Annotated in this window: 18 protein-coding genes; all 18 read left to right on the top strand. The window is 35.3% G+C overall.

Annotated elements, in window-relative coordinates; genetic code table 11:
- Window positions 1–36 precede the first annotated feature (36 nt).
- The 18 genes from CD00_RS19330 (at window position 37) to CD00_RS0109925 (ending at window position 24255) form a co-directional block, all read left to right on the top strand.
- Complete coding sequence (locus CD00_RS19330) at window positions 37–3018, top strand: sulfatase-like hydrolase/transferase (protein WP_081811893.1); 2982 nt, start codon at window positions 37–39, stop codon at window positions 3016–3018.
- A 139-nt stretch (window positions 3019–3157) separates the two neighbouring features.
- On the top strand, window positions 3158–4447 hold the full coding sequence (locus CD00_RS0110005; protein ID WP_026654089.1) for an IS110 family transposase: 1290 nt from the start codon (window positions 3158–3160) through the stop codon (window positions 4445–4447).
- Between the two features lie 503 nt (window positions 4448–4950).
- The gene (locus CD00_RS0110000; protein ID WP_026655853.1) at window positions 4951–6030 is read left to right on the top strand and encodes an acyltransferase family protein; all 1080 of its coding nucleotides are present in this window, start codon (window positions 4951–4953) and stop codon (window positions 6028–6030) included.
- A gap of 31 nt (window positions 6031–6061) precedes the next feature.
- Window positions 6062–6745: an acyltransferase family protein gene (locus CD00_RS21480; protein ID WP_026655852.1), complete on the top strand. Its 684-nt coding sequence runs from the start codon at window positions 6062–6064 to the stop codon at window positions 6743–6745.
- Between the two features lie 446 nt (window positions 6746–7191).
- A complete protein-coding gene (locus tag CD00_RS0109990) occupies window positions 7192–8589 on the top strand; it encodes an MBOAT family O-acyltransferase (RefSeq protein WP_026655851.1) in 1398 nt (465 codons plus the stop codon).
- Window positions 8590–8597: 8 nt separating this feature from the next.
- On the top strand, window positions 8598–9806 hold the full coding sequence (locus CD00_RS0109985) for a hypothetical protein (protein ID WP_026655849.1): 1209 nt from the start codon (window positions 8598–8600) through the stop codon (window positions 9804–9806).
- Between the two features lie 257 nt (window positions 9807–10063).
- Window positions 10064–10651: a glycosyltransferase gene (locus tag CD00_RS0109980; RefSeq protein WP_026655848.1), complete on the top strand. Its 588-nt coding sequence runs from the start codon at window positions 10064–10066 to the stop codon at window positions 10649–10651.
- Entirely contained in the window at window positions 10638–11159 is a 522-nt protein-coding gene (locus CD00_RS17960) for a glycosyltransferase family 4 protein (RefSeq protein ID WP_185750433.1), read from the top strand. Before CD00_RS0109980 ends, CD00_RS17960 begins: the two co-directional genes overlap by 14 nt.
- A 181-nt stretch (window positions 11160–11340) precedes the next feature.
- Window positions 11341–11943, top strand: coding sequence for an ABC transporter permease (locus CD00_RS17955; protein ID WP_330370386.1), 603 nt, complete (start codon window positions 11341–11343; stop codon window positions 11941–11943).
- A 13-nt stretch (window positions 11944–11956) separates the two neighbouring features.
- Window positions 11957–12697, top strand: coding sequence for an ABC transporter ATP-binding protein (locus tag CD00_RS0109965; RefSeq protein WP_026655847.1), 741 nt, complete (start codon window positions 11957–11959; stop codon window positions 12695–12697).
- A 12-nt stretch (window positions 12698–12709) separates the two neighbouring features.
- On the top strand, window positions 12710–15550 hold the full coding sequence (locus CD00_RS0109960; RefSeq protein ID WP_026655846.1) for a glycosyltransferase: 2841 nt from the start codon (window positions 12710–12712) through the stop codon (window positions 15548–15550).
- Between the two features lie 11 nt (window positions 15551–15561).
- Complete coding sequence (locus CD00_RS0109955) at window positions 15562–16488, top strand: NAD-dependent epimerase/dehydratase family protein (RefSeq protein WP_026655845.1); 927 nt, start codon at window positions 15562–15564, stop codon at window positions 16486–16488.
- Window positions 16485–17606 carry an acyltransferase family protein gene (locus tag CD00_RS0109950; protein WP_026655844.1) on the top strand — a complete coding sequence of 374 codons (1122 nt, stop codon included), beginning with the start codon at window positions 16485–16487 and terminating at the stop codon, window positions 17604–17606. The genes CD00_RS0109955 and CD00_RS0109950 overlap by 4 nt, the downstream gene beginning before the upstream one ends.
- Window positions 17607–17645: 39 nt before the next feature.
- Window positions 17646–18737 (top strand): GDP-mannose 4,6-dehydratase, encoded by a 1092-nt coding sequence (gene gmd, locus CD00_RS17950; protein ID WP_051594146.1) that lies wholly within the window; start codon window positions 17646–17648, stop codon window positions 18735–18737.
- 85 nt (window positions 18738–18822) lie between these two features.
- Entirely contained in the window at window positions 18823–20136 is a 1314-nt protein-coding gene (locus CD00_RS0109940; RefSeq protein WP_026655843.1) for a sugar phosphate nucleotidyltransferase, read from the top strand.
- A gap of 7 nt (window positions 20137–20143) precedes the next feature.
- On the top strand, window positions 20144–21139 hold the full coding sequence (locus tag CD00_RS0109935; protein WP_026655842.1) for a type I phosphomannose isomerase catalytic subunit: 996 nt from the start codon (window positions 20144–20146) through the stop codon (window positions 21137–21139).
- Window positions 21140–21735: 596 nt separating this feature from the next.
- Window positions 21736–23133, top strand: coding sequence for an MBOAT family O-acyltransferase (locus CD00_RS0109930; protein ID WP_026655840.1), 1398 nt, complete (start codon window positions 21736–21738; stop codon window positions 23131–23133).
- Window positions 23134–23142: 9 nt separating this feature from the next.
- Window positions 23143–24255 (top strand): alginate O-acetyltransferase AlgX-related protein, encoded by a 1113-nt coding sequence (locus CD00_RS0109925; protein WP_026655839.1) that lies wholly within the window; start codon window positions 23143–23145, stop codon window positions 24253–24255.
- The last annotated feature ends 123 nt before the right edge of the window (window positions 24256–24378 follow it).

The following is a 24378-nucleotide window of genomic DNA, read 5'->3' as shown; positions in this document are numbered from 1 at the left end:
ATTTTTTACATTTTTCGTTTGAGGGAGTCAGCATTGATGAGAATATCCATAAAGAAATGTCTTGCTACTTTGATTATTACTTTAATGAGTTTACTTGGATTTTCAATTATGTGGTGCTTAAGGACATTTGGGCGTCTTAGCATGGAAGAACTCGTATATGAGCTTTCTGCGCCGCTTGAAGGAACAGGAAGCGATATGCTGTTACGTTATACAGTAGGAGCGCTGGTTCCCACACTTATTGTTACAGCTATAGTTATCTATTTTGGCATGATTAGGAAAAAAGATCTTGCTATCATTGGAGGGGTTATTACCTCAATTGTCTTAGCCGTATCTTCGTTGGCAGTATTTTTCAAAAAGCTAAATGTATATGAATATTTGGTGAATTCAGGAGATGAATCAACATTTATCGAAGAAAATTATGTTGATCCGAGTGAAGTAAAGATTACATTTCCCGATAAAAAGAAAAATCTGATATATATCTACCTTGAGTCAATGGAAATGACCTACAGTGATTTAGAGAACGGTGGCGGATTTACATATAATCTTATTCCTGAACTTACTAAACTTGCAGAAGAAAATGAATGCTTTTCCGGAGATGATAAATTAAACGGTCCTTATCCTGCATGCGGTGCAACATGGACAATAGGAGCAATGTTTGCCCAGTCATCTGGATTGCCGTTAAAGGTCTTTGTTGAAGGAAATTCAATGTCTGAGGAAAAGACTTTTTTCCCTGGAGTTACATGTATAGGGGATATTCTGTCTGCACAGGGGTATAATCAGGAACTTCTCATTGGCTCTGATGCTGTATTTGGGGGGAGAAAGCTTTTTTATTCCATACATGGCAATTATACATTTCATGACTATGTATATGCCAAGAATAATAATGTTATTCCCAAAGATTATATGGTGTTCTGGGGATATGAAGATACAAAGCTCTTTGAAAATGCCAAAAAAGATTTGATTGAATTAAGCAAAGGCGAGCAGCCATTCAATTTGACCATGCTTACTGTTGATACGCATCATCCCGAGGGGTATGTGTGTGATAAGTGTGAGGATAAATTTGAAGGTAATCAATATGCCAATGTTATAGCATGTTCGAGTAAGCAAGTGTCAGAATTTGTTGATTGGATAAAGGAGCAGGACTTCTATAAGGATACCGTTGTGGTTATATGCGGTGATCATGCAACTATGAATGGTGAATTTTGCAAAGATGTTGACGGTGAATATGTAAGGAAAACATATATGACCATCCTTAATTCTGATATAGAGAAGAGACGCGGAGATTCCATAGAATATTCTACAATGGACATGTTCCCGACAACGCTGGCTGCAATCGGCGCACAGATAGATGGAAATAGGCTTGGTCTTGGAACTAACCTGTTTTCTAAGGAAAGGACGATTCTAGAGAAGTTTGGACGCGAAAAAGTTGATATTCAACTGGCAAAGCATTCGGAGTTTATGGATAAATTATCCGGAATAAGTGATGAGGAGGACAAAGAAGAGAAGCGGCTTCTTCCCGATGCTGAAGTCAATGTTATAGATTACGACAAGGGGCAGGGGATAATTACGCTGAAAGCAGATAATATAATAAATGTTGATAAGTACAGCAGTGTAAGAGCTACGCTGTATGATGATGAAATGAAAAAGCTTGATTCTTTTGATATGGAGCAAAATGATGATAGAAGCTATACATGCGAAATAGACATAAGTAACCTTAAGGATAGGAATGGTACTATCGTTGTAGAGACGATAGATGATTCAAAGAAAAATAACCGATTGGGGGCATTTATTACTAATGCATTAGAAAATTCTGTATGCAAGATTGATGAAGTATCAGGGGAATTAAGCTTACAGGCACATGAAGACTTTGGAAAATATATAGATCTTCTTGTAAAAAGAGATAATATTGCGATATTCATAGCTGCGTGTGGGGATTTTATGACAAGCGCATATGAAAAAGATCTTAATGAACTCAGAAAGCTAGGAATTAATGATTACCTTGCGGGGGATGAAAGCATAAGCTTCTATGCGGTTGTAGATTCTCCCAGTATAGTGTATGGCTCCGGAGATGAAAGGAAAGAGTATGATGGTGCGCTTGTTAGAAATGATATACAGTATCACATTGAAAGCGATGCAGTTGAAAACAGTGGAAAATGCAGTATAGTTATTGACGGCGATGAGTATGCCTTAAACAGAAAGGGGCTTAATTTTGTAGTATATGATTATGATCTTGGAAAGGTTATAGATGCAGCAAGTTTTGACCTTAACCGTAACAGGGCTGTTAATCTGTCGGCAGCAGTAGATGCGCAGTTTTCCGGAGACGGACAAATGAAATTAAAAGTCCGGGATATGGACAATATAGAAATGTGGGCTGTCCAAGCACGAATCTGGGATAAAGAGCATTATGACAATCCTATTGAAATAGGTATGGGACCGGATGGTGATTATACATATTCAGCGGAAGTAAATATGGCGGATTATGATATCACAGATGCCTATATTGAGATTACGTGTCAGGGAAAAAATGGTATGAAACATAATTATCTTGATTGGGAAGGAAATCTTAATTTATTAAAAGAGGACTTATCCGACTATATGTCATATGTAAGAAGATTGGACGACACAATTATCCTAATGAGTGTAAAGGATGATATGCGGCTTGCTGAAGATGAGGAAGAATTACAGATTTTGGGTAAGTATGGCATAAAGAGGCTTTGGGATATTGGTGAACATGAAGCATATTATTCAGTGATCACACCTGAGGAAGTTCTTGAAGATTGTGGGGGCGAAGAATTATCCTATACAGGAGAGTATAAAGGCACTTTATTTGAAATTAAAAATGCAGGACGTGATTTCGGGTATTATTCTTCGATAGTAGTTAATGATGAAGAATATTCCGAGGGAGAAAGCGGAATAAATATTGTTGTATATGATACAAAAACAAAGAAGCTTGTTGATAGCGCTACTTATAAATATAATCATAAGGAAGCATTTCTGTTAAGGGAAAAAAGAAATTAACAACAGTAAATATAAATAATTATATGGGAGCATTCCTGTAATTCATAAATAGCGCCAATTGAATAAAAAAGAACCTCAAGGTAAGATTGAGATGCATCTTGGCGGATGTAACAAAACAATCAGACACCGGAGGTTCCACATGAATTATACACAGAATGAAAAAATCGAACAAGTAACAGATTCAACATTAGTAATCGGTATTGATATCGGAAGCCAGACACATTATGCCAGAGCTTTTGATAACAGAGGCCGAGAGCTTACAAGAAAGGTTTTCTCATTCGGGAATGACATTGAAGGATTCAACACATTTAATCAGTGGGCTGAAAATATAAAGACAGAAAAGAATAAGACCAAAGTTATGATAGGCTGTGAGCCTACGGGTCACTACTGGTTTGCTTTTGCGAAGTATGTAGGTGAACATGATAAGACATTAGTAATGGTCAACCCTTTCTCCGTCAAGAAGATCAAAGAACTGGATGATAACAGCCCTAAGAAAACAGATGCTAAGGATCCAAAGACAATAGCAAAGCTGGTAATAGATGGAAGGTATTCAATTCCATACATGCCAGAAGGCATTTATGCTGAGATAAGAGATTTGGTATACAGCCGTGACAGGATAGTTAAGCAGCATAACATATCTGCTAACAGAATCCAGAGATGGCTTGCAATACACTTCCCTGAGTACTTAGGGATTTACACAAGGTTTGATGCTACAAGTGGTCTGGCGGTGCTTGAAAAAGCACCTTTGCCTAAAGATGTAATAGCGCTTGGAGTAAGTGGGATCAGAAAGATCTGGCATGATAAAAAGATGCGTGGCCGTGGTGTAACTGAAGATAGGGCAAAGACCCTGGTAGAAGCTGCGCACAATAGTGTCGGACTTGATGGTGGAGCCGGAACAAGAAGCGAATTATACATGCTGCTTGAAGAGCACAGGCTTTGGATTTCACAGTTAGAGGCTGTTGAAAAGGCAATTGTACAAACAGTCCTAAAAGTGGATCACGTGGAGAAGTTACTCGCCATTAAAGGAGTAGGGGTAATTACAATAGCAGGATTCATTGCTGAGGTAGGTGATATCAGACGTTTTAAGTCACCTAAACAGATACAGAAATATGCAGGACTTGAGCTTGTAGAAAACAGCTCAGGAAAGCATAAAGGAAGATCTAGGATCAGCAAGCGAGGAAGACGAAAGCTCAGAAGAATACTGTATCAGGTAATGATTCCATTACTTGCCAGTAACAAAGAGTTCAGAGGAATCTATGATTACTACGTTACCAGAGTTAAGAATCCGCTAAAGCGTAGACAGGCAATGATTGCCGTGAGCTGCAAGTTGATCCGTGTATTCTATGCGGTATTAACAAAAGGTATGGATTATGACAGGTTCAAGATGATGTCAGATATCCATCGTAATAGCGAGCTTATAGCCGCTTAAGTAACAACTAGTACTGTAAGCAGGTAAGCGTCCGCCATGATTGGTGCTGTGAAACAGGAATGCAAAAGTATATACAACAGAGTAGAGCCAGTAGCTGCGTTGACATTTTTTATAGGGCTATGACCCTGAGGTGGGAGCATGAGCAGCACCCGACTATGGATAAACAGAACGAAGGAATTTAGGACTCGTCAGAGGACGATGATCCTGGTAGACATGAGAGGTTAGTTACTGTAGGTGAAGAGGGAGAAAAGAAGGCCATCATAAAGAAAAAACAATGACGTTCTTCTTTTTGTACCATTTATCATCAGAAATGGGCTCATAGAAGCCACTTCATATCCAGATAACCCTACTTTGGGATATATATGTAACTCGTAAACCGTTTAACAAATGCCGTATTTACTAGTTTTTTTGTTAAACATCAACAAAAGAAAATAGAGAGGGGAATATGTTGTGATTTTCTCGAAATTTATTTTGGCAGGAAATCACTTCATGGCGAGCGCGATATGAATGACAAGATATCAGTAAAGACCAGGGATCTGTACATAGATTTTTTTAGGGGGGGTGCAGTATTGGCGATATTATTGCATCATACGGTATTTTGGACGGGGGATATTGTACCGTCGCCAAATTTACTTAGGAATGTTTCAAGATTATTAGAAGTACCGTTATTTGTCTACTTGGCCGGATGGAGTGCCAAATATAGTCACCGTTTAGATAAGGTGTTTATGAACTTGATAAAGATATGGTTGAAATGGATCTTATTTATTTCATTAACAGATTTGATATATTTTGTTGTTATTAAAAGTATAAATATAACATCTCCGATACAGTGGGTTTACCAATGCTATTATTATACAGATGCCAGTTGGATACCGCTGTTACCGGTATTACCTGCATCAATGTGGTTTATGCCTATGTTTATTGCTTTGGAACTGCTTGGATCATGTTTTCTTATGTTTAAGGACAGATTAAACATAGAGGATAGAAATATTTATTACGTCATATTGTTTTTGATGATAGGCTTAAGCTATTTAAACCTTATAAATGGGGATTCATGGTTTTTGTTATCACGAAATATGTGTTTTTATGGAATTATGTACCTTGTTGGGTACTTATCAAATGATTTAATAAATAAAAAATTTCGTTTCTATCTTGTTGTATTGTTAATAGATTTATTATGCTGGTTTTTATCCGGGAAGTTATTCGGAATAGCTGCAAAAGATTTAGTCTCTGTTAAGTTTCCACCACATATTATGTACTTGTTTGCTTCATTGATTTGTGTGATTGTTTGTATTTCATTACATGGAAGAATGAATTCTATTGTGGAAAAATTAAAGCCAATAAGATTTATTGGAAGAAATTCATTATCATTTTATTTTTCACAAGGGATTGCGTGTTCTGTTCCATATATGTATGTTCAAAATAATCCGCATATAGTTGAAAAATATTCATGGAAAACAATATTACCTGTGGCATTATTGTTTAATGTAGTTGTAGGGATAAGTATTGGCTCAATATTCTCTTATTTGTTTTTGTTTATAGAACGACAGATTAAAAAAGTTAATTGTAAAATCAATAAATGAAAAAAATTTTTGTGAGGAGCCGGGCGACTTAATGAATGCAAATTACGCAAGTGATAGACAGACTTATCATCATCTAAATGGGATGAAGGGAATTGCATGTTTTTTTGTGTTGGTTGGGCATTATTTGGGTATATATAAATACTCACAGTCATTTATACCTTCTATTTGTTGCTTTGATATTATTAATGATTCTCATTTTGCAATATTTTTGGATGAAGGATATTGGTTATATTTATTCTTTGTAATAAGTGGGTATTTAGTTTCTAGAAGTAATATATATAATATAAAGGAATTACTCTGTAGAATTGTCATACGCTTTTTTAGATTGGCGTGTCCAATCTTATTTTCACATTTTATAATATATTTCATATATAGGACGGTTGGATTTCATAATGGTGAGACAACAACTCTTTTTCAGTGTGAATGGTTTCAACAAATTTTTTATACGCGCGATTTTACGATAAAAGATGTGTTGATATCTCCGTTTAGTGTACTTATATTTGGGAACAGCGATATGAATAAACCATATTGGGTTTTGCAAATGATGTTTTTTTTCTTCAATAGTTATATATCTAATTGTCTTTTGTTTCATGAAGTGGGATTTTTGGCAAAGAGAAATATTTGTTTGTGTTTTATTGATTGCTGTCATCTCATTATCTTTTATTTTTCCTATTATTTCAGCTCATTTGATAGGCATGCTGGCAGCTTTTTATGAAAAACATGATTTTAATTGCCAATCAAGTTATTTGTTTTGGGTGATAATCACAGCTATGCTTATAGTTATATTACCTGATAAGATATTAGCTTCTGTGTCGTTTGCCATATTGGTAGTATTAACTCCAAGAGTAAAAGTTATTAATGACTTTTTTTGCAGAAAGCTGTGTAGGTTTCTTGGAAGCATAAGTTGGGAAATATATAGCTTTCATTGGCCAATAGTCTGCTCATTTGGAGCTCTGTGGTTAGTGAATGAATCAAATAGAATTGGTTTGGTAGAAGCGTACTTGTGCGGATTCTTTATAGCAGTGGTCATTATTGTTACGTTATCTTGGTGCTTTAATAAAACATTGGGTAAATTAGCAGCAATTTTAATCTGTAAGCTTTACGTGTTTTTACATTGTTGATATAGAAAAACAGGGATGAACATATAGTTGGGAGGAGAAAATGCAGTTTTCATCTGGAGTATTTCTTATGCTGTTTCTACCTATAACCATTGGAATTTATAAATGTGGTGGGAGTTTTTTGGGTCATGGATTTAAGAATATCATATTGTTGATATTTAGTATGATATTTTATGCATGGGGTGAACCACTTTATATTTTTGTCCTGATTTTTGGGATATGTATAAATTATTATTTGGGCATTGAAATTGAAAGGGGAAGGCACAAAAAAGCATTTTTGGCTTTTTCATTAATCTTCAACTTAGGAAACCTGTTTATCTTTAAATACTTATCTTTTGTAACAAGGGAATTATATAAGATTATTCCTATAAAAGTAGTGAGTATAGCATTGCCTATAGGTATTTCATTCTATTCATTTCAGATAATGAGTTATATCTTTGATGTATATTATGAAAAAGTTCCTGCGCAGAAAAATATATTAAATCTGGCTCTATATATAAGTATGTTTCCTCAATTGGTTGCCGGACCTATTGTAAGATATAGCGATATAGAAAAAGAAATTAATGAGAGATCAGAAAATAGTGAGTTGTTCTACCAAGGGACGCAAAGATTTATCATAGGACTGGCCAAAAAAGTTTTAGTCGCTGACTTTTTAGGTGGGATAGCAGATAAAATTTTTATTACTGCTGAATATTCGGATATTCCAATGCTGACTGCTTGGATTGGAGCAATATCTTATACATTTGAAATATACTATGATTTTTCCGGATATTCAGATATGGCGATTGGGTTGGGGAAATGCTTTGGTTTTCATTTTAAAGAAAACTTTAATTACCCATATATTTCTTGTTCAATAACAGAGTTTTGGAGAAGATGGCATATTTCATTGACTGATTGGTTTAGAGATTATGTGTATATTCCACTTGGCGGAAATAGAGTTAGCTCCAAAAGACATATTTTTAATCTTTTTATAGTGTGGTTATTGACCGGTGTATGGCACGGTGCAAATTGGACGTTCATTCTTTGGGGGATGATGTACTTTATTATACAATTATTTGAAAAGAAAACAAAGATAATGGATAGAATACCTAAAGTTTTAGGATATGTTATTACTATGATTATTGTTACTATTGGGTGGACAATTTTCAAGGCAAAAAATCTTATAAATTTGGCCTCTTTTTTGGCGGCAATGTTTGGATACGGAGACGGGATTATAGATAGCAGTACCTTACTGTATTTTAAGAGCTCGGTGATTATACTTAGCATCTCATTTATTGGTTCTTTTCCAATCGTTGAAACTATTGAAGGAAAGTTTTTGAATCCTGAAATTAAAGTGATAAAAGAATTAGTTTGGCTACCACTATCTGTAGTATTATTGGGATTTTGTTTGCTTGTAATAATAAATGGTTCATATAGTCCATTCATTTATTTCAATTTTTGAGGTGAAATATGTTTAAGAAAATAGGAACAATTATTGTGTGGGCACAAATATTCATTTGCTGCATTGTTGTGCTATGTGTGATAGGTGTAACAATAATATATCCAAATGGTAATTCACAAAGCAAACTTGCTGGATTTTTGCTTGAGAATGTAACTATTCAGACGATGATTGAAGATGATAAATGGCGCGAGGAGTATCCTTTTGATGAGGGATGGATAGATTATTATGTATTATGGGTGAAGAAAGTCGAAAAATCTATTTCAAATTATTGCACTTTGTCATTTCCTAAAAGTGAAAAAATAAATGCGGTAGTTTCCATATATAAGGATAGGTTAATGCATTATCATATTACAAGTATTTCAAGTATAGGGGATAATTGGAATTATGTTGCAAAATGTGTTGATAATGTAGTTGAACTAAAAAAAGAGATAAATATGCTCGGAGTGCCTTTCTTTTATGTTCAGACACCCTTAGATGCGAGTATCCAGTATTATAAAGACAAGACATTGGAGGAAGATGATCTTAACATAGCTGAGCGAAGTTACTGTTTTACGTCTTCGTTGGAAAAAGAAGGTGTGGATATTATAAATATTGCCAGGGACTATCCGGGAACAATTTCGTTTGAATCGTTGTCACATTGGAAAGCATCCGACGGACTTGATTGTACTAAAATAATTGCTGAAAAGTTGCGCAATGATTATGGCTTTGATATTGATTTACAGTTGTTTGAAGAAGGAAACTATTATGATTTAGTTTCACGATATCCTAAGATTAAGAAAAAAATCTTTGATAATTGTGGATATGATTTTAAGGTGCCTTGTCCATACAGCAATCCTGAAATAAGTCATATTTATGCTGAGGGAGAACCTAATATAGGAACTTTTAGAGATATAATATTTACTCCTGTATCTAATTGGAGTTTGGAAGGCGGTGTATATCATAACGTTTTTACTATTACCAATTCGTTGATTAATAGTATTCATAATGAATCTGCGTTGGCCGGAAAAAGGGTTTTGATGATTGGTGATTCTTTTAATTGGCCGGTAGGATCTTATTTATCTTTAGCATGTGAAGACGTAACAATAATTCATAATGCCAGCTTTACAGGAAGTATTATTGAGTATATTAAGAATATGAAACCGGATATTGTTATTATGGTTTATAACGATGCGGAATTTTATGAAATGTATACAGAAGATGCTTTTTTTCTAAAATGAATAATGCGGGTACGGAAGCACTAAATAGGATTATTCGTTGCTTTTATTCTGTGTCTTATGTGTGGTATCAGTTTTATGAATATATATATTTATAGAGTGTTGCTTTAATATCGTGTATATTTTTTTTGATGCTAGTAGTTTTATTGACATATCCGCTTTGATGAGTTAGCATTCATAGTGGATTTTTGTTGATGATAGGGATATTATATAGGGAAAAGTATATTTTGACCTAGAGTTATCCTGGGAGAATTATTTTAATGAAAATAGGTATTGATGCAAGAATTTTTAAATATAAGGAATATAGCGGGATCCCGAAGGCGATTTTTGAAGTCTTAAAGCGGTGGATAAATAATACGGAAAATGAATATTATTTGATTTCTAATACTGAAGTGTGTTTTCCGTTGGAGCTTCCAAGTAATTGGAAAATCGTTATAGTACCTGCATTTACCGGAAGTGGGACATTGTGGCAGATATTTAGGCTGGCCAATATAATAAGGAGGCTGGGGATTGATGTTTTTTGGGGAACTAATTTTATGCTTCCGGCCAAAAAGGTCAGAAATTGTAAATATTTGTTGACTATTCATGACCTAGCATTTGAAGTTATGCCGGAAGTTGTTAGTTGGAAGACTAATTTGATCTTAAGAATTTTTTGTAAGAGAGCATGTAAACAAGCAGATTATATTCATGCCGTGTCAGAATCTACTGCTAATGATATAGTTAGGCAATATCATATTGATAAATCAAAGGTGAAAACAGTTTATTGGGGAGCACCTGTAAGTGAGCATATTTCCAATGGTGTTGATGACATCGGGAAAAGGTTTTTTTTTGGTATTGGGAACTATTGAACCTAGAAAAAATATTGAAACAATCGTTGAAGCGTTTGATGAGTTTAAGAAGGAAGATACAAATGATATTCATTTGATATTTGCCGGAAAATGGGGATGGAAATTTGAAGGATTTAAAAAACGTATTGAAGAATCAAAGTATAAGCCGTATATACATGTTTATGAATATGTTGATGATGATTTAAAAGAGAAGCTCCTTGATTCTGCTGAGTGTTTGCTATATCCATCATTATATGAGGGATTTGGACTACCTATATTGGAAGCCTATCAGCATGGAACGCAGGTAATCACCAGTTATAATTCATCTATTCCGGAAGTTGGTGGAGATGCCTGTTTATATATTCATTCTCCCAATGACTATAAGGAATTGGCGGATTGCATGAATAAAGTTATTGATTTGTCAGATGGGGAAAAGGATAATTATAAATTAAAGATGGAAAAGCAGCTTCTTGCTTTTTCGTGGGATTCCTGCGCATCAGATATTATAGAAATAATTACAAAGGAATAAAAGGAAATGGAAATTTTTAAAGAAATATATGAGTATAGACAGATGATTTTTAGCCTCGTTCATCGTGAGCTCAGAGGTAGATATAAAGGTACGGCATTAGGCTTTTTGTGGAGCTTTTTGAATCCGTTATTTCAGATTATGGTATATACAATAGTTTTTTCAATTATTATGAGAACGTCATATGAGAAATACTATCTTTTTTTTGTTTATTGCTTTGATACCATGGATTTATTTTAATACCAGTCTTCTTGGAGGGGCAGGTTGTATTTCGAGTCAGAAAAATTTGGTCAATAAAATATATTTTCCAAGAGAGGTTCTTCCTATAGCCCATGTTCTGGGGCAGCTTGTTAATATGATGCTTTCCATGGTTGTGGTTTTGGCAGTTATTATTTTTAGCCGTCATGGATTTAATATTGAAGCAATTCTATATTTCCCGTTAATTGTATTGCTAGAGACTATGCTTGCTTTGGGACTCACTTTTATAACATCGGCAGTAACTGTTTATATGAGAGATATCGAATATATTTTAGGAATTGTTATGATGGCATGGCAGTTTTTAAGCCCGGTAATGTATGATGTAGATATGGTGCCTGATAAGTATAAAACTATTTTTAATCTTAATCCCATGTCATCTATATTGGTGGCTTATAGAGATATTTTTTACTATAAGCGAGTACCTGAATTAAAGACTCTTACAGAAGCGTTTCTTTTAGGGGTGTTTTTTTTGGTGTTTGGTTTTTTGCTGTTTGAAAAATTGAAAAAGAAATTTTCCGAAGAAATGTAAAGGGTTTTATAATATGAGTGATAATATTGCAATAAAGGTAAATAAAATAAGTAAAAGTTTTAAAATCTACCGCGATCATGGAAAGACATTGAAGGAACTTTCATTGTTTAGCAGTAGAAGAAAATATGATAAAAGAGAAGTTATTAAGGATGTAAGTTTTCAAGTTGAAAGAGGAAAAGCACTTGCGATTATAGGTAAGAACGGATGTGGAAAGAGTACGACATTGAAGCTGTTGACCAAGATTATCTATCCTGATCAAGGTGAAATAGTTATGAATGGACGTGTGTCCAGTTTGTTGGAATTGGGAGCAGGCTTTCATCCCGATATGTCCGGAAGAGAGAATGTATATATTAATGCAGCGATTTTTGGATTGACCAAAAAGGAAATTGATAATAGATTAGATGAAATATTGGATTTTGCAGAAATAGGAGAGTATATTGATTCTCCTGTTAGGGTGTATTCATCCGGAATGTATATGAGACTCGCTTTTGCAGTGGCAATAAATGTAAAGGCGGATATTTTGCTTGTGGATGAGATTCTTGCAGTTGGAGATGCAACATTTCAGCAGAAGTGCTTTAGAAAGTTGGAAGAATTAAAGAGGCAGGGACTTACAATTGTTATTGTTACTCACGATATGAATACGGTTAATGGATTCTGTGATGAAGCAATATGGCTGGATGGTGGACTAATTGCCAAGCAGGGAAAACCGGAAGAAGTTACCAGAGAGTATTTAGAATACATGAATAGGGCATAAGGAATAGAGACTATGAAAATTTGGATGGATTTAACTAACAGTTTAGTTACTTGGAAAGGTGGAGTTGTTGGAATAATTAGGGCAGAGCTTGAAATTGCCAAAAATATGCGCAAAGAAAACCCTAATATAAAGTTTTGCAAATATCAAGATGGTCAATATAAAGAAGTTAGTGATGAAGAATTATCATGGCTGATGGAAAATGAGTCAGTGACTAGTGGATATATTAATAGATTTGGACGAAATAGTAAGAAAAAAGATGTTTCAAGAGTAGTAACCTCAATTTCTGAAACTAGTCAGTGGAAAATGGCGATGGGGACGTCTTCAATAAGAGTAGAGCGTTTTTTATTGGCTGTTTTCATGTATTTAAATAAATTTCCCAAAGCGATTACATTTTTTATAAAAACCTTGTTTGTGCTTTTGGCTTTTCTTCCAGCATTGCTATACGCTATTGTGTGGAGAGGATTTGCAAAAAAATATCTGAATTTTGTAAAGAGAATCTTTAAGGAAACCCAAAAAGCTAAAGAAAATATTGGCGTTTTAAAATATCCATTTAACGATGGCGATATTATTTTTTCTTGTGGATGGTTTGGGTCAGGAAAGGAAGAATTTTTAGAGAAAGTCAAAGTTGAAAAAGAGATAAAGATTGTCTATTTGATTTATGATCTTATTTTGGTTAAAGAGGATGTTTGTTATTTTTATGATAAATGTTCGAGAGATGATTTTAGGGTATATTTTGAGTGGGCATTACACAACTGTGATATGCTTATAACAGGTGGAGAGACTGCATCTAAAGATATAGTACGATATTGTGAAAAACATGGTATTTCAATTATTGATAGGATTCCTGTTAAATTTGGATCGGATATTATAGGTTTAGATACCAAGGATGAAGATGGCAGAGCTTTTTTGAAGCAGCATGATATTAGCGATAATTATATTTTAAGTGTCGGTTCATTTGGAGGAAGAAAAAATTATTCTACTTTATATCGTGCTATGGATATATTATCAAAAAGAATGGGGGCAGATTGTCCTTCGCTGGTTATAGTAGGCGGGAAGATGGAAGGAGGAGATTTGTATGAATCTATAACCAGAAATCCTAACACTAATAAGAATATCAGAATAGTTTCTCCTGATGATACAATTTTGAAATGGTTGTATGAAAACTGCATGTTTTCATTATTGGCAAGCGCATATGAAGGGTGGAGCTTAACACTTCCAGAGTCACTTAATTATGGTAAATTTGTTTTGGCAGCGGATAATGAACCATTAAGAGAGTGTGGAGGAGATTTTTGTGATTATGTTGATACATTTGATCCATATGCGTGGGCAGAAAAGATAGAATATTATGTAAAACACATCGAAGAGATAAATAAAAAGCAAAATCATATTAAAGATTGTTATGATAGGGTAACATGGAATGATTCTGCTAAGATGGTGTTGAATGCATTAGAAACAGAAGAAAAAAAGGAGGTGCATAATAGAAAGATAATATATTTTGATGTTACACTTACTTGTGCTATTGCTACTTATGAAGATTGTAAGATTTCTGGAATTCTTCGTACAGAATTGATGATGATAAAATATCTTGGATCTAAGTTAGGTAATATAGTATTTATAGTGTATAAAAATGGAAAATTGATTGAAATCAGTAAGTCATGTTTTGAGTATATTATAAACGGCGAATCCTTGGATGAAGATTATGTAAAATGCAGAGATAGAATTTGTCAGGTTTTCGGTGAACAAGTTGTTAAACCTGGAGTTTCTGCAAAATGGTTAATTATTACATCTGTTATTCCTAGAAGAGTTGTAAATTTTCTTTGGAGAAAAAAGTGGGATAAACATAATAAACAGTTATTGATTGAAGCTAAGAAGCCTCAAGTTGAAGACAAGCAGCCACAAAAAGAATATGCGGTGGATGTAAGTGATTTTGAAAAAAAGAGTATTCTTTTTCAGTGTGCCCCTATTGGAGTTGATGCATATAGGGCATGTATTTGCAAGAATATCGAGAAGAATGATATGAAGCTATGCTGTATAGTTTATGACTTTACTACGATTATTGTTCCTCAAACACATAAGCTGGAAACGGTAGTTAGTTATGAGGCATATTTGAAATATGTATATAAGAATGCAGCTTTAATTTTGTATGGTGGAAATACAGCTCAGAATGACGGCAAAGAATATCAGGAAAAGAATAAATTACCTGAAGTGAAATCTACATATATAAAATTTGGTAGTAATATTTCAAGAAAGGTTGAAACAGAGTATACTCCTGAAGAAGAAGGAAAAATATTGAGAAAATTGGGAGTAAAAGGGGATTATATTTTAGCGGTTGGAACCATTGAACAGAGGAAGAATTATGAAACGCTCTATAGGGCATATGTTCGTTTGGTAGAGAATTGTGAAGATGAGGAATTTCCACAGTTGGTTGTTTGTGGCCATCCCGGATGGAATACAAGAGAATTTTTGGAGATGTTTAAGCAAGATACGAGAGTTCATAAGAAAATGATAATTATTGAACCTTCAGATTTTGAACTTGATATTCTCTATAGAAGTTGTAAATTTACAGTTTTGGCCAGTCTATATGAAGGCTGGAGTTTGACTTTACCTGAGAGCTTACATTATGGTAAGTTTTGCTTATGTTGCGATACTCCTGCGCTTAGAGAAATTGCAGGCGATTTGTCTGATTATGTTGAGAGATGGGATGAAGTACGTTGGGCAGAAAAGATTAAGTATTATTATAATCATTCTGACGTATTGGAAGCAAAAGAGAAGGCAATAAAGTCAAAGTGGAAAGATGTCTCGTGGCAGGATTGTGCTGAAGAAGTTGCTAAAAATATAGAAGAATTATTATAAAGGGGGTATAAATGTCTAAGAGAAAAATACTTATAACCGGTGGAAATGGATTTATAGGCCGTAGAATTTGTGAGGAATGTAATAAAAATGGAGATGATTTTCTTGTCGTTGGAAAAAACGATCAAAATGTTCCGTTTCCATATAAATGCATTTCTGCAGATATATTAGATAAAGATAGTATAAGAAAAATTGTTTCTGATTATAGACCGGATGCAGTGATCCATTTAGCTGGAATTGCTGCACCTGTGAATTTTGATTTTTCACAGTTGTATCAGGTTAATGTTCTTGGAACAGAATATATGCTTGATGTTATGTCAGAAACTTTGGATGAACACACTAGGTTTGTTGTTACAAGTACTGCCGGAGTATATGGAAATCAGGAAGAAAAGTTTCTTAATGAATCTCTTGCACCGGATCCTGTGAATCATTATTCATTCAGTAAGATGATTACAGAGGTTTTGACTAAGCATAAAAGTGATTATTTAGATACATGTATTGTGCGACCTTTTACAGTTGTGGGAGCGGGGCAGACACCGAGGTTTTTTGTGCCTAAGCTTGTGAAAATGTTTGCTGAAGAAAATAAAGAGATTAATGTTGGAAATTTGGAAGCTGTTCGAGATTATGTTCATGTAGATTATTGCGCTAAGGTTATTTATGATATAGCTACTTCAGATTCATTTCCTAAAGGAATAATGAATATATGTTCTGGAGAAGAGTACTCTTGTTCAGATGTTATAGATAAATTGATCAGTTTGACAGGATTTCATCCAAATATCAATTCAACTACTGAGTTTATCAGGACAAATGAAATTTGGAGATTGGTTGGAGATAAGACCAAACTAAATGAATTTGTTAAGGGAAGATATGAATGCAAATCACTGGAAGATGTGTTGCGCGAGATGTTAGAAAACTATTCAATAGCGGAGAAGACTAGATGAAGAGGATAAATTCCTTTAATATAATTAGAGTTATTTTTGCTTTTGGCGTTTTGATGTATCATACTTATTGGAATTTTGGATGCACATATGGCAAGATAAATAACGTTGTAAGTCAAAGTACTTTTTATATGACAGGTTTTTTTATACTGTCCGGTTTTTCTATCGGCTATTCGCATTGGAATGTGGATTTTTTTAGTGATTTTGAAGTTATAAAAAAATACTGGTATAAGAGATTTTGGGGAATTTATCCAACTTATATTCTTGTGTTTTTGTTATTTTATGTTATACAAAGAGCCAACTCTACTGTTTTTCAAGATTTTTATGTTATGCCATTTCAGTTATCGCTTACGTTCGGATTTGAGTTTTTTGGGCATTTGATAAATTGGGGGGCTTGGTTTTTTTCTCTTTTATTTTTTTGCTATATACTTAGCCCGTTTTTGATATATATTATTAAGTCTATATCAAAGAAATGCGCAATTTTTGTGTCGGGATTGTTAGTGGCGTTTCTTGCATTGGCAGCGTTTTGGCCGGTTAATACGTATGGAAGTATGTTTATAAGAATTATTGAGTTCTGTATTGGAATAATGCTGGCAAGATTATATTTAAAAAGAGAATTGTATAAGCTTTATAATATTAATTCCGTATTTATGCTAATCGTTTCCTGTGTGCTAATTATTTCAACTTTTGTTGCAATCAATTATTTACATGGAATTGTCTTAGTAAGAGGAGGGAACCATACATGGTTAGCTGGTTTTAATGTTATTGCAGGTTCTATTGTTATTCTGTCCTGTTCATTGAGTGAAGGAAAGATAGTCGATATCATAAATGATAATTTGGTTATAAGTACATTAGCCAAATATAGTATGGAATTATGGGTTGGTACTTTCTTTTCTTCCTATCTTATGGCTACTTTTTTCTGGGACAGATATGCAGGATTAAAAAGGATAATATTCTCATTTGCAATAACATTTGCTTGTGCAATAGGATTGGCAATTTATAGATTTATGTTTAATAAAATAATCAATAATAATAGAAAAAAGAATGTTTTTTACATCTTTACAGTATTGGTAGCATACTTTTTGTTATTTGCAAAGGCCTTTTGGTTTTTGAAAATATAAATTTGATGGGGTAGAATTTTATTTTTGAAAGGAAAAAATATGACGAAAAAAGCTTTAATTACAGGTATAACAGGACAAGATGGATCATATCTTGCAGAGTTTCTTTTAGAGAAGGGATATGATGTTCATGGAATAATTAGAAGATCTTCTGTAGATTATAGGGAACGAATTGCACATCTTGAGGGCAAACCTAATTTTCATCTTCATTATGGTGATTTAGGCGATTCTATGAGTATTTTAGGAGTTGTAAGTAAGGTTCGTCCGGATGAGATATATAATCTTGCTGCACAGTCGCATGTACAGGTTTCGTTTGATTCACCGGAGTTTACTGCAGATGTAGACGCTACAGGTGTTCTTAGAATATTGGAAGCTGTTCGCCAGTGTGGGCTTGCAGATACTTGTAGAATATATCAGGCATCCACATCCGAGCTATACGGAAAGGTTGAAGAAGTTCCTCAGAATGAGAAAACTCCTTTCCATCCTTACAGCCCTTATGCTGTTGCCAAGCTATATGGATACTGGATCGTCAAAGAGTACAGAGAAGCCTACAATATGTTCTGCTGTTCGGGTATTCTTTTCAACCACGAGTCAGAGCGACGCGGAGAGACATTCGTTACTCGTAAGATTACTCTTGCCGCATCAAGAATCGCCCAGGGCAAACAGGACAAGCTCTATCTCGGTAATCTCTCAAGTCTTCGTGACTGGGGTTATGCAAAAGATTATGTAGAATGTATGTGGCTCATCCTTCAGAACGATAAGCCTGAAGATTTCGTTATCGCAACAGGTGTACAGCATTCAGTTCGTGAGTTTGCACAGCTTGCTTTCCACTATGCCGGAATTGAGCTTGAATTCAAGGGTGAAGGCGCTGATGAGAAGGGTTATGACAAGGCAACAGGCAAGGTACTCATCGAAGTATCACCTGACTTCTACAGACCTACAGACGTTGTTAATCTTTGGGGAGATCCCTCCAAGGCAAAAGAGAAACTCCACTGGAATCCTCAGACAACATCTTTCGAAGAGCTCGTTAAGATTATGGTCGAGCACGACATGGCTAAGGTTGCTGTCGAAAGAGCTAACGAGCATGTTGAATTTAATCTCGCAGAGTTCCTTGAAAAAGGAATTGATAAGTAATAAAGTGTCTTTTAATATATTGAAAAACGCGAAGGATATTCTTCGCGTTTTCAATTATTGGTAAGAAGAAAAAGGGGTTTTAATTATGAACATAGTTTTATTATCCGGTGGGTCCGGAAAACGTCTTTGGCCTTTGTCAAATGATGTAAGAAGTAAGCAGTTTATTAGAATATTCAAGACTGATGATGGTGAATATGAATCCATGCTTCAGCGTATGTATAGAGGAATCAGAAAGGTTGATAGTGATGCCAATGTTACTATAGCGACATCAAAGAGCCAGGCTTCTGCTATCAATAATCAGCTTGGAGAGGTTGTAAATCTTTCAATCGAGCCTTGCAGAAGAGATACATTTCCTGCAATCGCACTTGCGTGCAGTTTCCTTCATGATGTTAAGGGGGTTGGCGGCGATGAACCTGTTGTTGTGTGCCCTGTCGATCCTTACGTAGATGACAATTACTTCAAGGCTCTTTCTGATCTTTCAGATATGGCAGAAAAGGGGGAATATAACCTTAATCTCATGGGAATAGAGCCTACTTATCCAAGTGAAAAGTATGGATATATTATTCCTAAGGAAGCCGCTGATGTCAGCGAGGTTCTTGAGTTTAAGGAAAAACCCGATGTTGCTACAGCAAAGAGCTATATTGAAAAAGGTGCTCTTTGGAACGGCGGTGTTTTTGCATTTAAGCTTGGATACGTGCTTAACAAGGCGCATGAGCTTATTGACTTTAAGGATTACCAGGACTTTTTTGATAGATATGAGGACAGTAATAAGATAAGCTTCGACTACGCTGTCGTTGAAAAAGAAAGCAGCATCGGCGTTATGAAGTATTCAGGAATCTGGAAGGATCTTGGTACTTGGAATACGCTTACAGAAGCTATGAATGAGAATGTTATAGGAAAAGGCGTTCTCAATGAAAAGTGTGAGAATGTGCATGTGTTAAATGACCTTGATGTTCCGGTACTGTGCATGGGACTTAAGGATGTTGTGGTGTCAGCTTCTCCCGAAGGAATCCTTGTTTCTGACAAAGAGCAGTCCAGCTACATCAAGCCTTATGTAGACGAATTTGATCAGCAGATCATGTTTGCTGAGAAGTCATGGGGAAAATATCAGGTAATGGACGTTGAATCTGAGGCAATGACAATAAAGGTTGTGCTTAATCCCGGACATTGCATGAATTATCACAGCCACAAAAACAGAGATGAAGTATGGGTTGTTCTGTCGGGTGAGGGCAGATGTGTGGTTGATGGTATGGAGCAGAATATCAAGACCGGAGATGTTGTCACCATGAGTGCCGGATGCAGACATACTGTTTTTGCGGATACAGAACTTAAGCTTATCGAGGTACAGCTGGGAAAGGATATTACCGTAGAGGATAAACAGAAATTTGTCCTTGAATAATAAGACTATGAAGAATTTTCCTTTTATGTTAAAGCCTGCCGCGAAGGATTATCTTTGGGGCGGTCAGAGACTTAACGATGATTTTGGTAAAAATATAGATATGGATCCCTTGGCGGAAACATGGGAATGCAGTACGCATCCCGACGGACCGAGTGTTGTTGCGGACGGTGAGTTTGATGGAAGACTCCTTATCGACGTTTTAAAAGAGCATTCCGAATATCTGGGAAAGCATTGCGAGGAGCTTGGTGAGCTTCCCATACTCATAAAGTTCATTGATGCGAAATCTAATTTGTCTGTTCAGGTGCATCCGAGTGATGACTATGCAAGAGAGTTTGAGAACGGGCAGCTCGGAAAGACAGAGATGTGGTATGTTCTTGATGCTATGGCAGGCTCCAAGCTGGTTTACGGACTTAAACATGATTGTAGTAAAGTTGCTATCAGGGAAGCTATAGAAAAGGGAGAACTTGAGAAGTATCTCTGTAATGTTCCGATTAAAAAGAATGATGTTTTCTTTATCAAAGCAGGAACGATACATGCTATAGGTGCAGGCGCGCTTATTGCTGAAATACAGGAAAATAGTAATCTAACATACAGGCTGTACGATTACGACCGCGTGGATAAGAATGGCAATAAGCGAGAACTTCATGTGGATAAGGCACTTGATGTTTCGGATTTAAAGAGTTCGAGCGAACCAAGACAGGAAATGAGAGTGCTTAAGTACAGGCCCGGAGTTGCGAATGAGCTTCTCAGTAGATGCAAGTATTTTGAAGTGTATAGAATGCTTATAAACACTGAGAGAAGACAGAATGTTACTTACAGCTCCGATGAACTTTCCTTCAGAGTTCTTTTGTGTTATGACGGATGTGGAGATATCAGCTATTGCACGAATGATGGCAAAAAAGAATACATAAATGTCTATAAAGGTGATTGTATTTTCGTACCTGCTAATTCCGTGGAACTTGTGCTTAACGGTGTTATGGAACTTTTGGATGTCAGGTGCTGATGTGATGAGAGGAACTGCGCAAAGAGCTTACCTTCGAAGGTTTCTTCAGTTGCGGAATGAAACGATATAGGGACAGAGTCAAGTATTACCAATTTGCTTAAAGGTTTTGAACAACTTCATGATGAGGAAATAGAGTTTTATTTGATAACGGCGAAGGACAATACTGAGTTTTTTCTGGATTACAACTTAAGCTCCCGTGAATTTATACCGAATCCTTGGTATAAATTCACGGGAGCTTAGGTTGAAAACAATCTGGTAAACGGTACTCTTGATCCAGCTGATGAAAAGCTCTATCAGAAGTACTTTACGATACACGAGACACCTGTAAGAGGTAAAACCTACAGCTTCAAAGAGGAAGCTATCCGAAAGGCTGAGAAGAACTACGGTCTGTTTAGCAGGTACACAATCCAGTCATTACTTGATGAACTGGATACCATTGAGTATTATCAGCAGCCCGGAAAGGCACATCATCTATCTGAGATAACAGCAAAGCAATGTGAACTCTATGAGTTCATGGGGGTAAATGTCCCGACATGATCAAACCTTGGTATAAAATGACGGGAGTTTAAGTTAAAACAGTGAGTGAGGTAGTGTAAATGGTATTTAGTTCAGCAGTGTTTTTGTTGATGTTTTTGCCATTAGTATTTGTCGGCAATACATTGATAAAGAAGGAGTTTTCCAATTATTTTCTCCTATTAGCAAGTTTGATTTTTTATGCATGGGGAGAGCCATATTTGGTTATACTAATGATTATATCGGTTTTTGTGAATTGGTTAGTCGGATTGGCATTATCTAAGACCACTGGAAGGACGAGGAGCTTATTTCTTGTATTAGGCATAATCTGTGATTTGGGAATATTAGGATATTATAAATATGCTGGATTCTTTGCTGAAACAGTTAATTATCTTCTGAAGAGAGAAGTCATTCCTGTTCTTGAAATAGCATTACCGATAGGAATATCGTTCTTTACGTTTCAGGCGATTTCATACATCGTCGATGTATATAGAGGGGATACGGAAGCTTCATATAATCTGGTTAATGTTGCGTTGTACATTTCCTTTTTTCCCCAGTTGATAGCAGGGCCTATTGTTAAATACAGAGATATCAACAAACAGATTGAGAATCGCTCTGCTACATGGATGGATGTTTCTGATGGCTTCAAACGTTTTATATATGGACTGGGAAAGAAGGTTTTAATAGCAAATACGCTAGGACTATGTGTTGATACAATTTATGCCTACGATATTACGGTGATTGATTGTAAAGCAGCATGGATAGGGGCATTGGCATATACATTTCAAATTTATTATGATTTCTCAGGCTATTCTGATATGGCGATAGGCCTAGGGAAAATGTTTGGATTTCATATTTTAGAAAACTTTCAGTATCCATATTTATCACGCTCTATATCAGAGTTTTGGAGAAGATGGCATATTTCGCTCGGATCATGGTTTAGAGAATATGTATATATTCCTCTTGGTGGAAACAGAAAGGGATCTGTACGTACATATATAAATCTGATATTAGTATTCTTTTTGACAGGTTTGTGGCACGGTGCTGATTTATCATTTGTTATTTGGGGATTATTCCACGGATTCTTTTCAATAATAGAACGTGCCGGTTTAAAAAAGGCTCTAGATAAAACTAAAGTGATTTCTACTGTATATACTTTTTTCATTGTTAACATGGGATGGGTTCTGTTCAGGGCGGAAGATACTCTTACAGGGGTAAGATTCGTGGCTAGAATGATGTTGCCATGGAGACATCAAGACTTAAATATAGAAACGTGGAATTATATGGATATCAAGACAGTATTTGTCTTTGGATGTGCAGTGCTTGGTATGGGGCTGATTAAGAGCATAACACCTAAGCAAATCAAAGACTATTGGAATAATTCTGTTATTGAGGCAGCTTATTGTGTTATTCTCTTGCTTTTATGTTTAGCATCTGTTGCTAGCGATACATACAATCCGTTTATATATTTTCAGTTCTAGGAGAAAATAATGAAAGAGAAGAAGATAGGGCAAGCTATTATTTTAATTGCATTTATCATAATAATATGCTTGTCAAAAGGTATATGGTTTTTTGCAGAGAAGTTCTTGGATTCGGCAAATTACGAGAATAGGCAAATGGCTACACGGCCAAGATTAACGCTTGATAGTTATGACACTTTTTCTGAGGATTATGCATCATATTTTAATGATAATTTGCAGTTCAGGAACAATTTAATTTCTCTTAATTCAGGAATAGATTATTTTTGTTTTGGTAAATCATCAAGTGATTATGTAATAGCAGGAGAAGATAATTGGCTATTCTATTCTAGACCAGACGACGGTAACCCAATTAGCTGCTATCAGGGCACAAACTTATATACAGATGAGGAACTACAGGCGATAGCACAGAACTGTATTACGCAAAGAGATTTTTTATTATCACAAGGTAAAGAATTTGTAATTTTTATTGCCCCAAACAAGGAGCGTGTTTATTCTGAATACATGCCAGAAAGGTATGGTCAGCCAGCAGAAAATTATGCGGCATTACAGGTGTATAATTACTTAAAGGGAAATACGGATTTAAGAGTTGTATATCCTTATGCTGAATTAATGGATGCTAAATCAAATGTAGATCAAAATATCTGGTACAAAACAGATACGCATTGGAATTATATCGGTGGTTATGTAGGGGCTTCAGCCTTGATGAAGGAGCTTGGGATAAACATGCCAAAGATATATGATGATGTGATAACAATTACTACAAATAGCGAGACTTCTGGAGACTTAGCAAGCATGCTTAATCTCAGTAAACAATTGCGCTTTGCAGATGTTGAGTATAGTGTAGATGGATATGATTTGCATGATGTTGAAAATATCGAGTGGGATTTTTCAGGAATGGTAAGGTATCACGCAACCAATGCAGATCCTCGAAGTATTTATGTTTGTAGAGATTCATTTTCTACACATATGGCTGGCTACATAGGAAGTCAGTTTGCTGATAGCTATCTTAGAAATAGAGGTTCTTATTCTTATGAAGATTTTGTTTCGTGCAATCCAGATATTTTTGTTTACGAAACAGTTGAAAGATATGTTGGGGGATTATCAACGTTTTCAATTCAATAAATATATGAAAGAGTAGAGAGGGAGATTATCCCGAGGAGAGATAATCTCTTGTTAATTATTGCGCGCTTACCTTGTTTCTTACAGTTTGTTCATCATTCTGTATTGTTTCAATCGTGTTCATTG

The organism is Butyrivibrio sp. AE3003 (assembly GCF_000686065.1).
GTDB classification, from domain to species: domain Bacteria; phylum Bacillota; class Clostridia; order Lachnospirales; family Lachnospiraceae; genus Butyrivibrio; species Butyrivibrio hungatei_A.
Note: the sequence above shows the minus strand (reverse complement) of the source record. Positions and strands in the feature narration are given on the sequence as shown.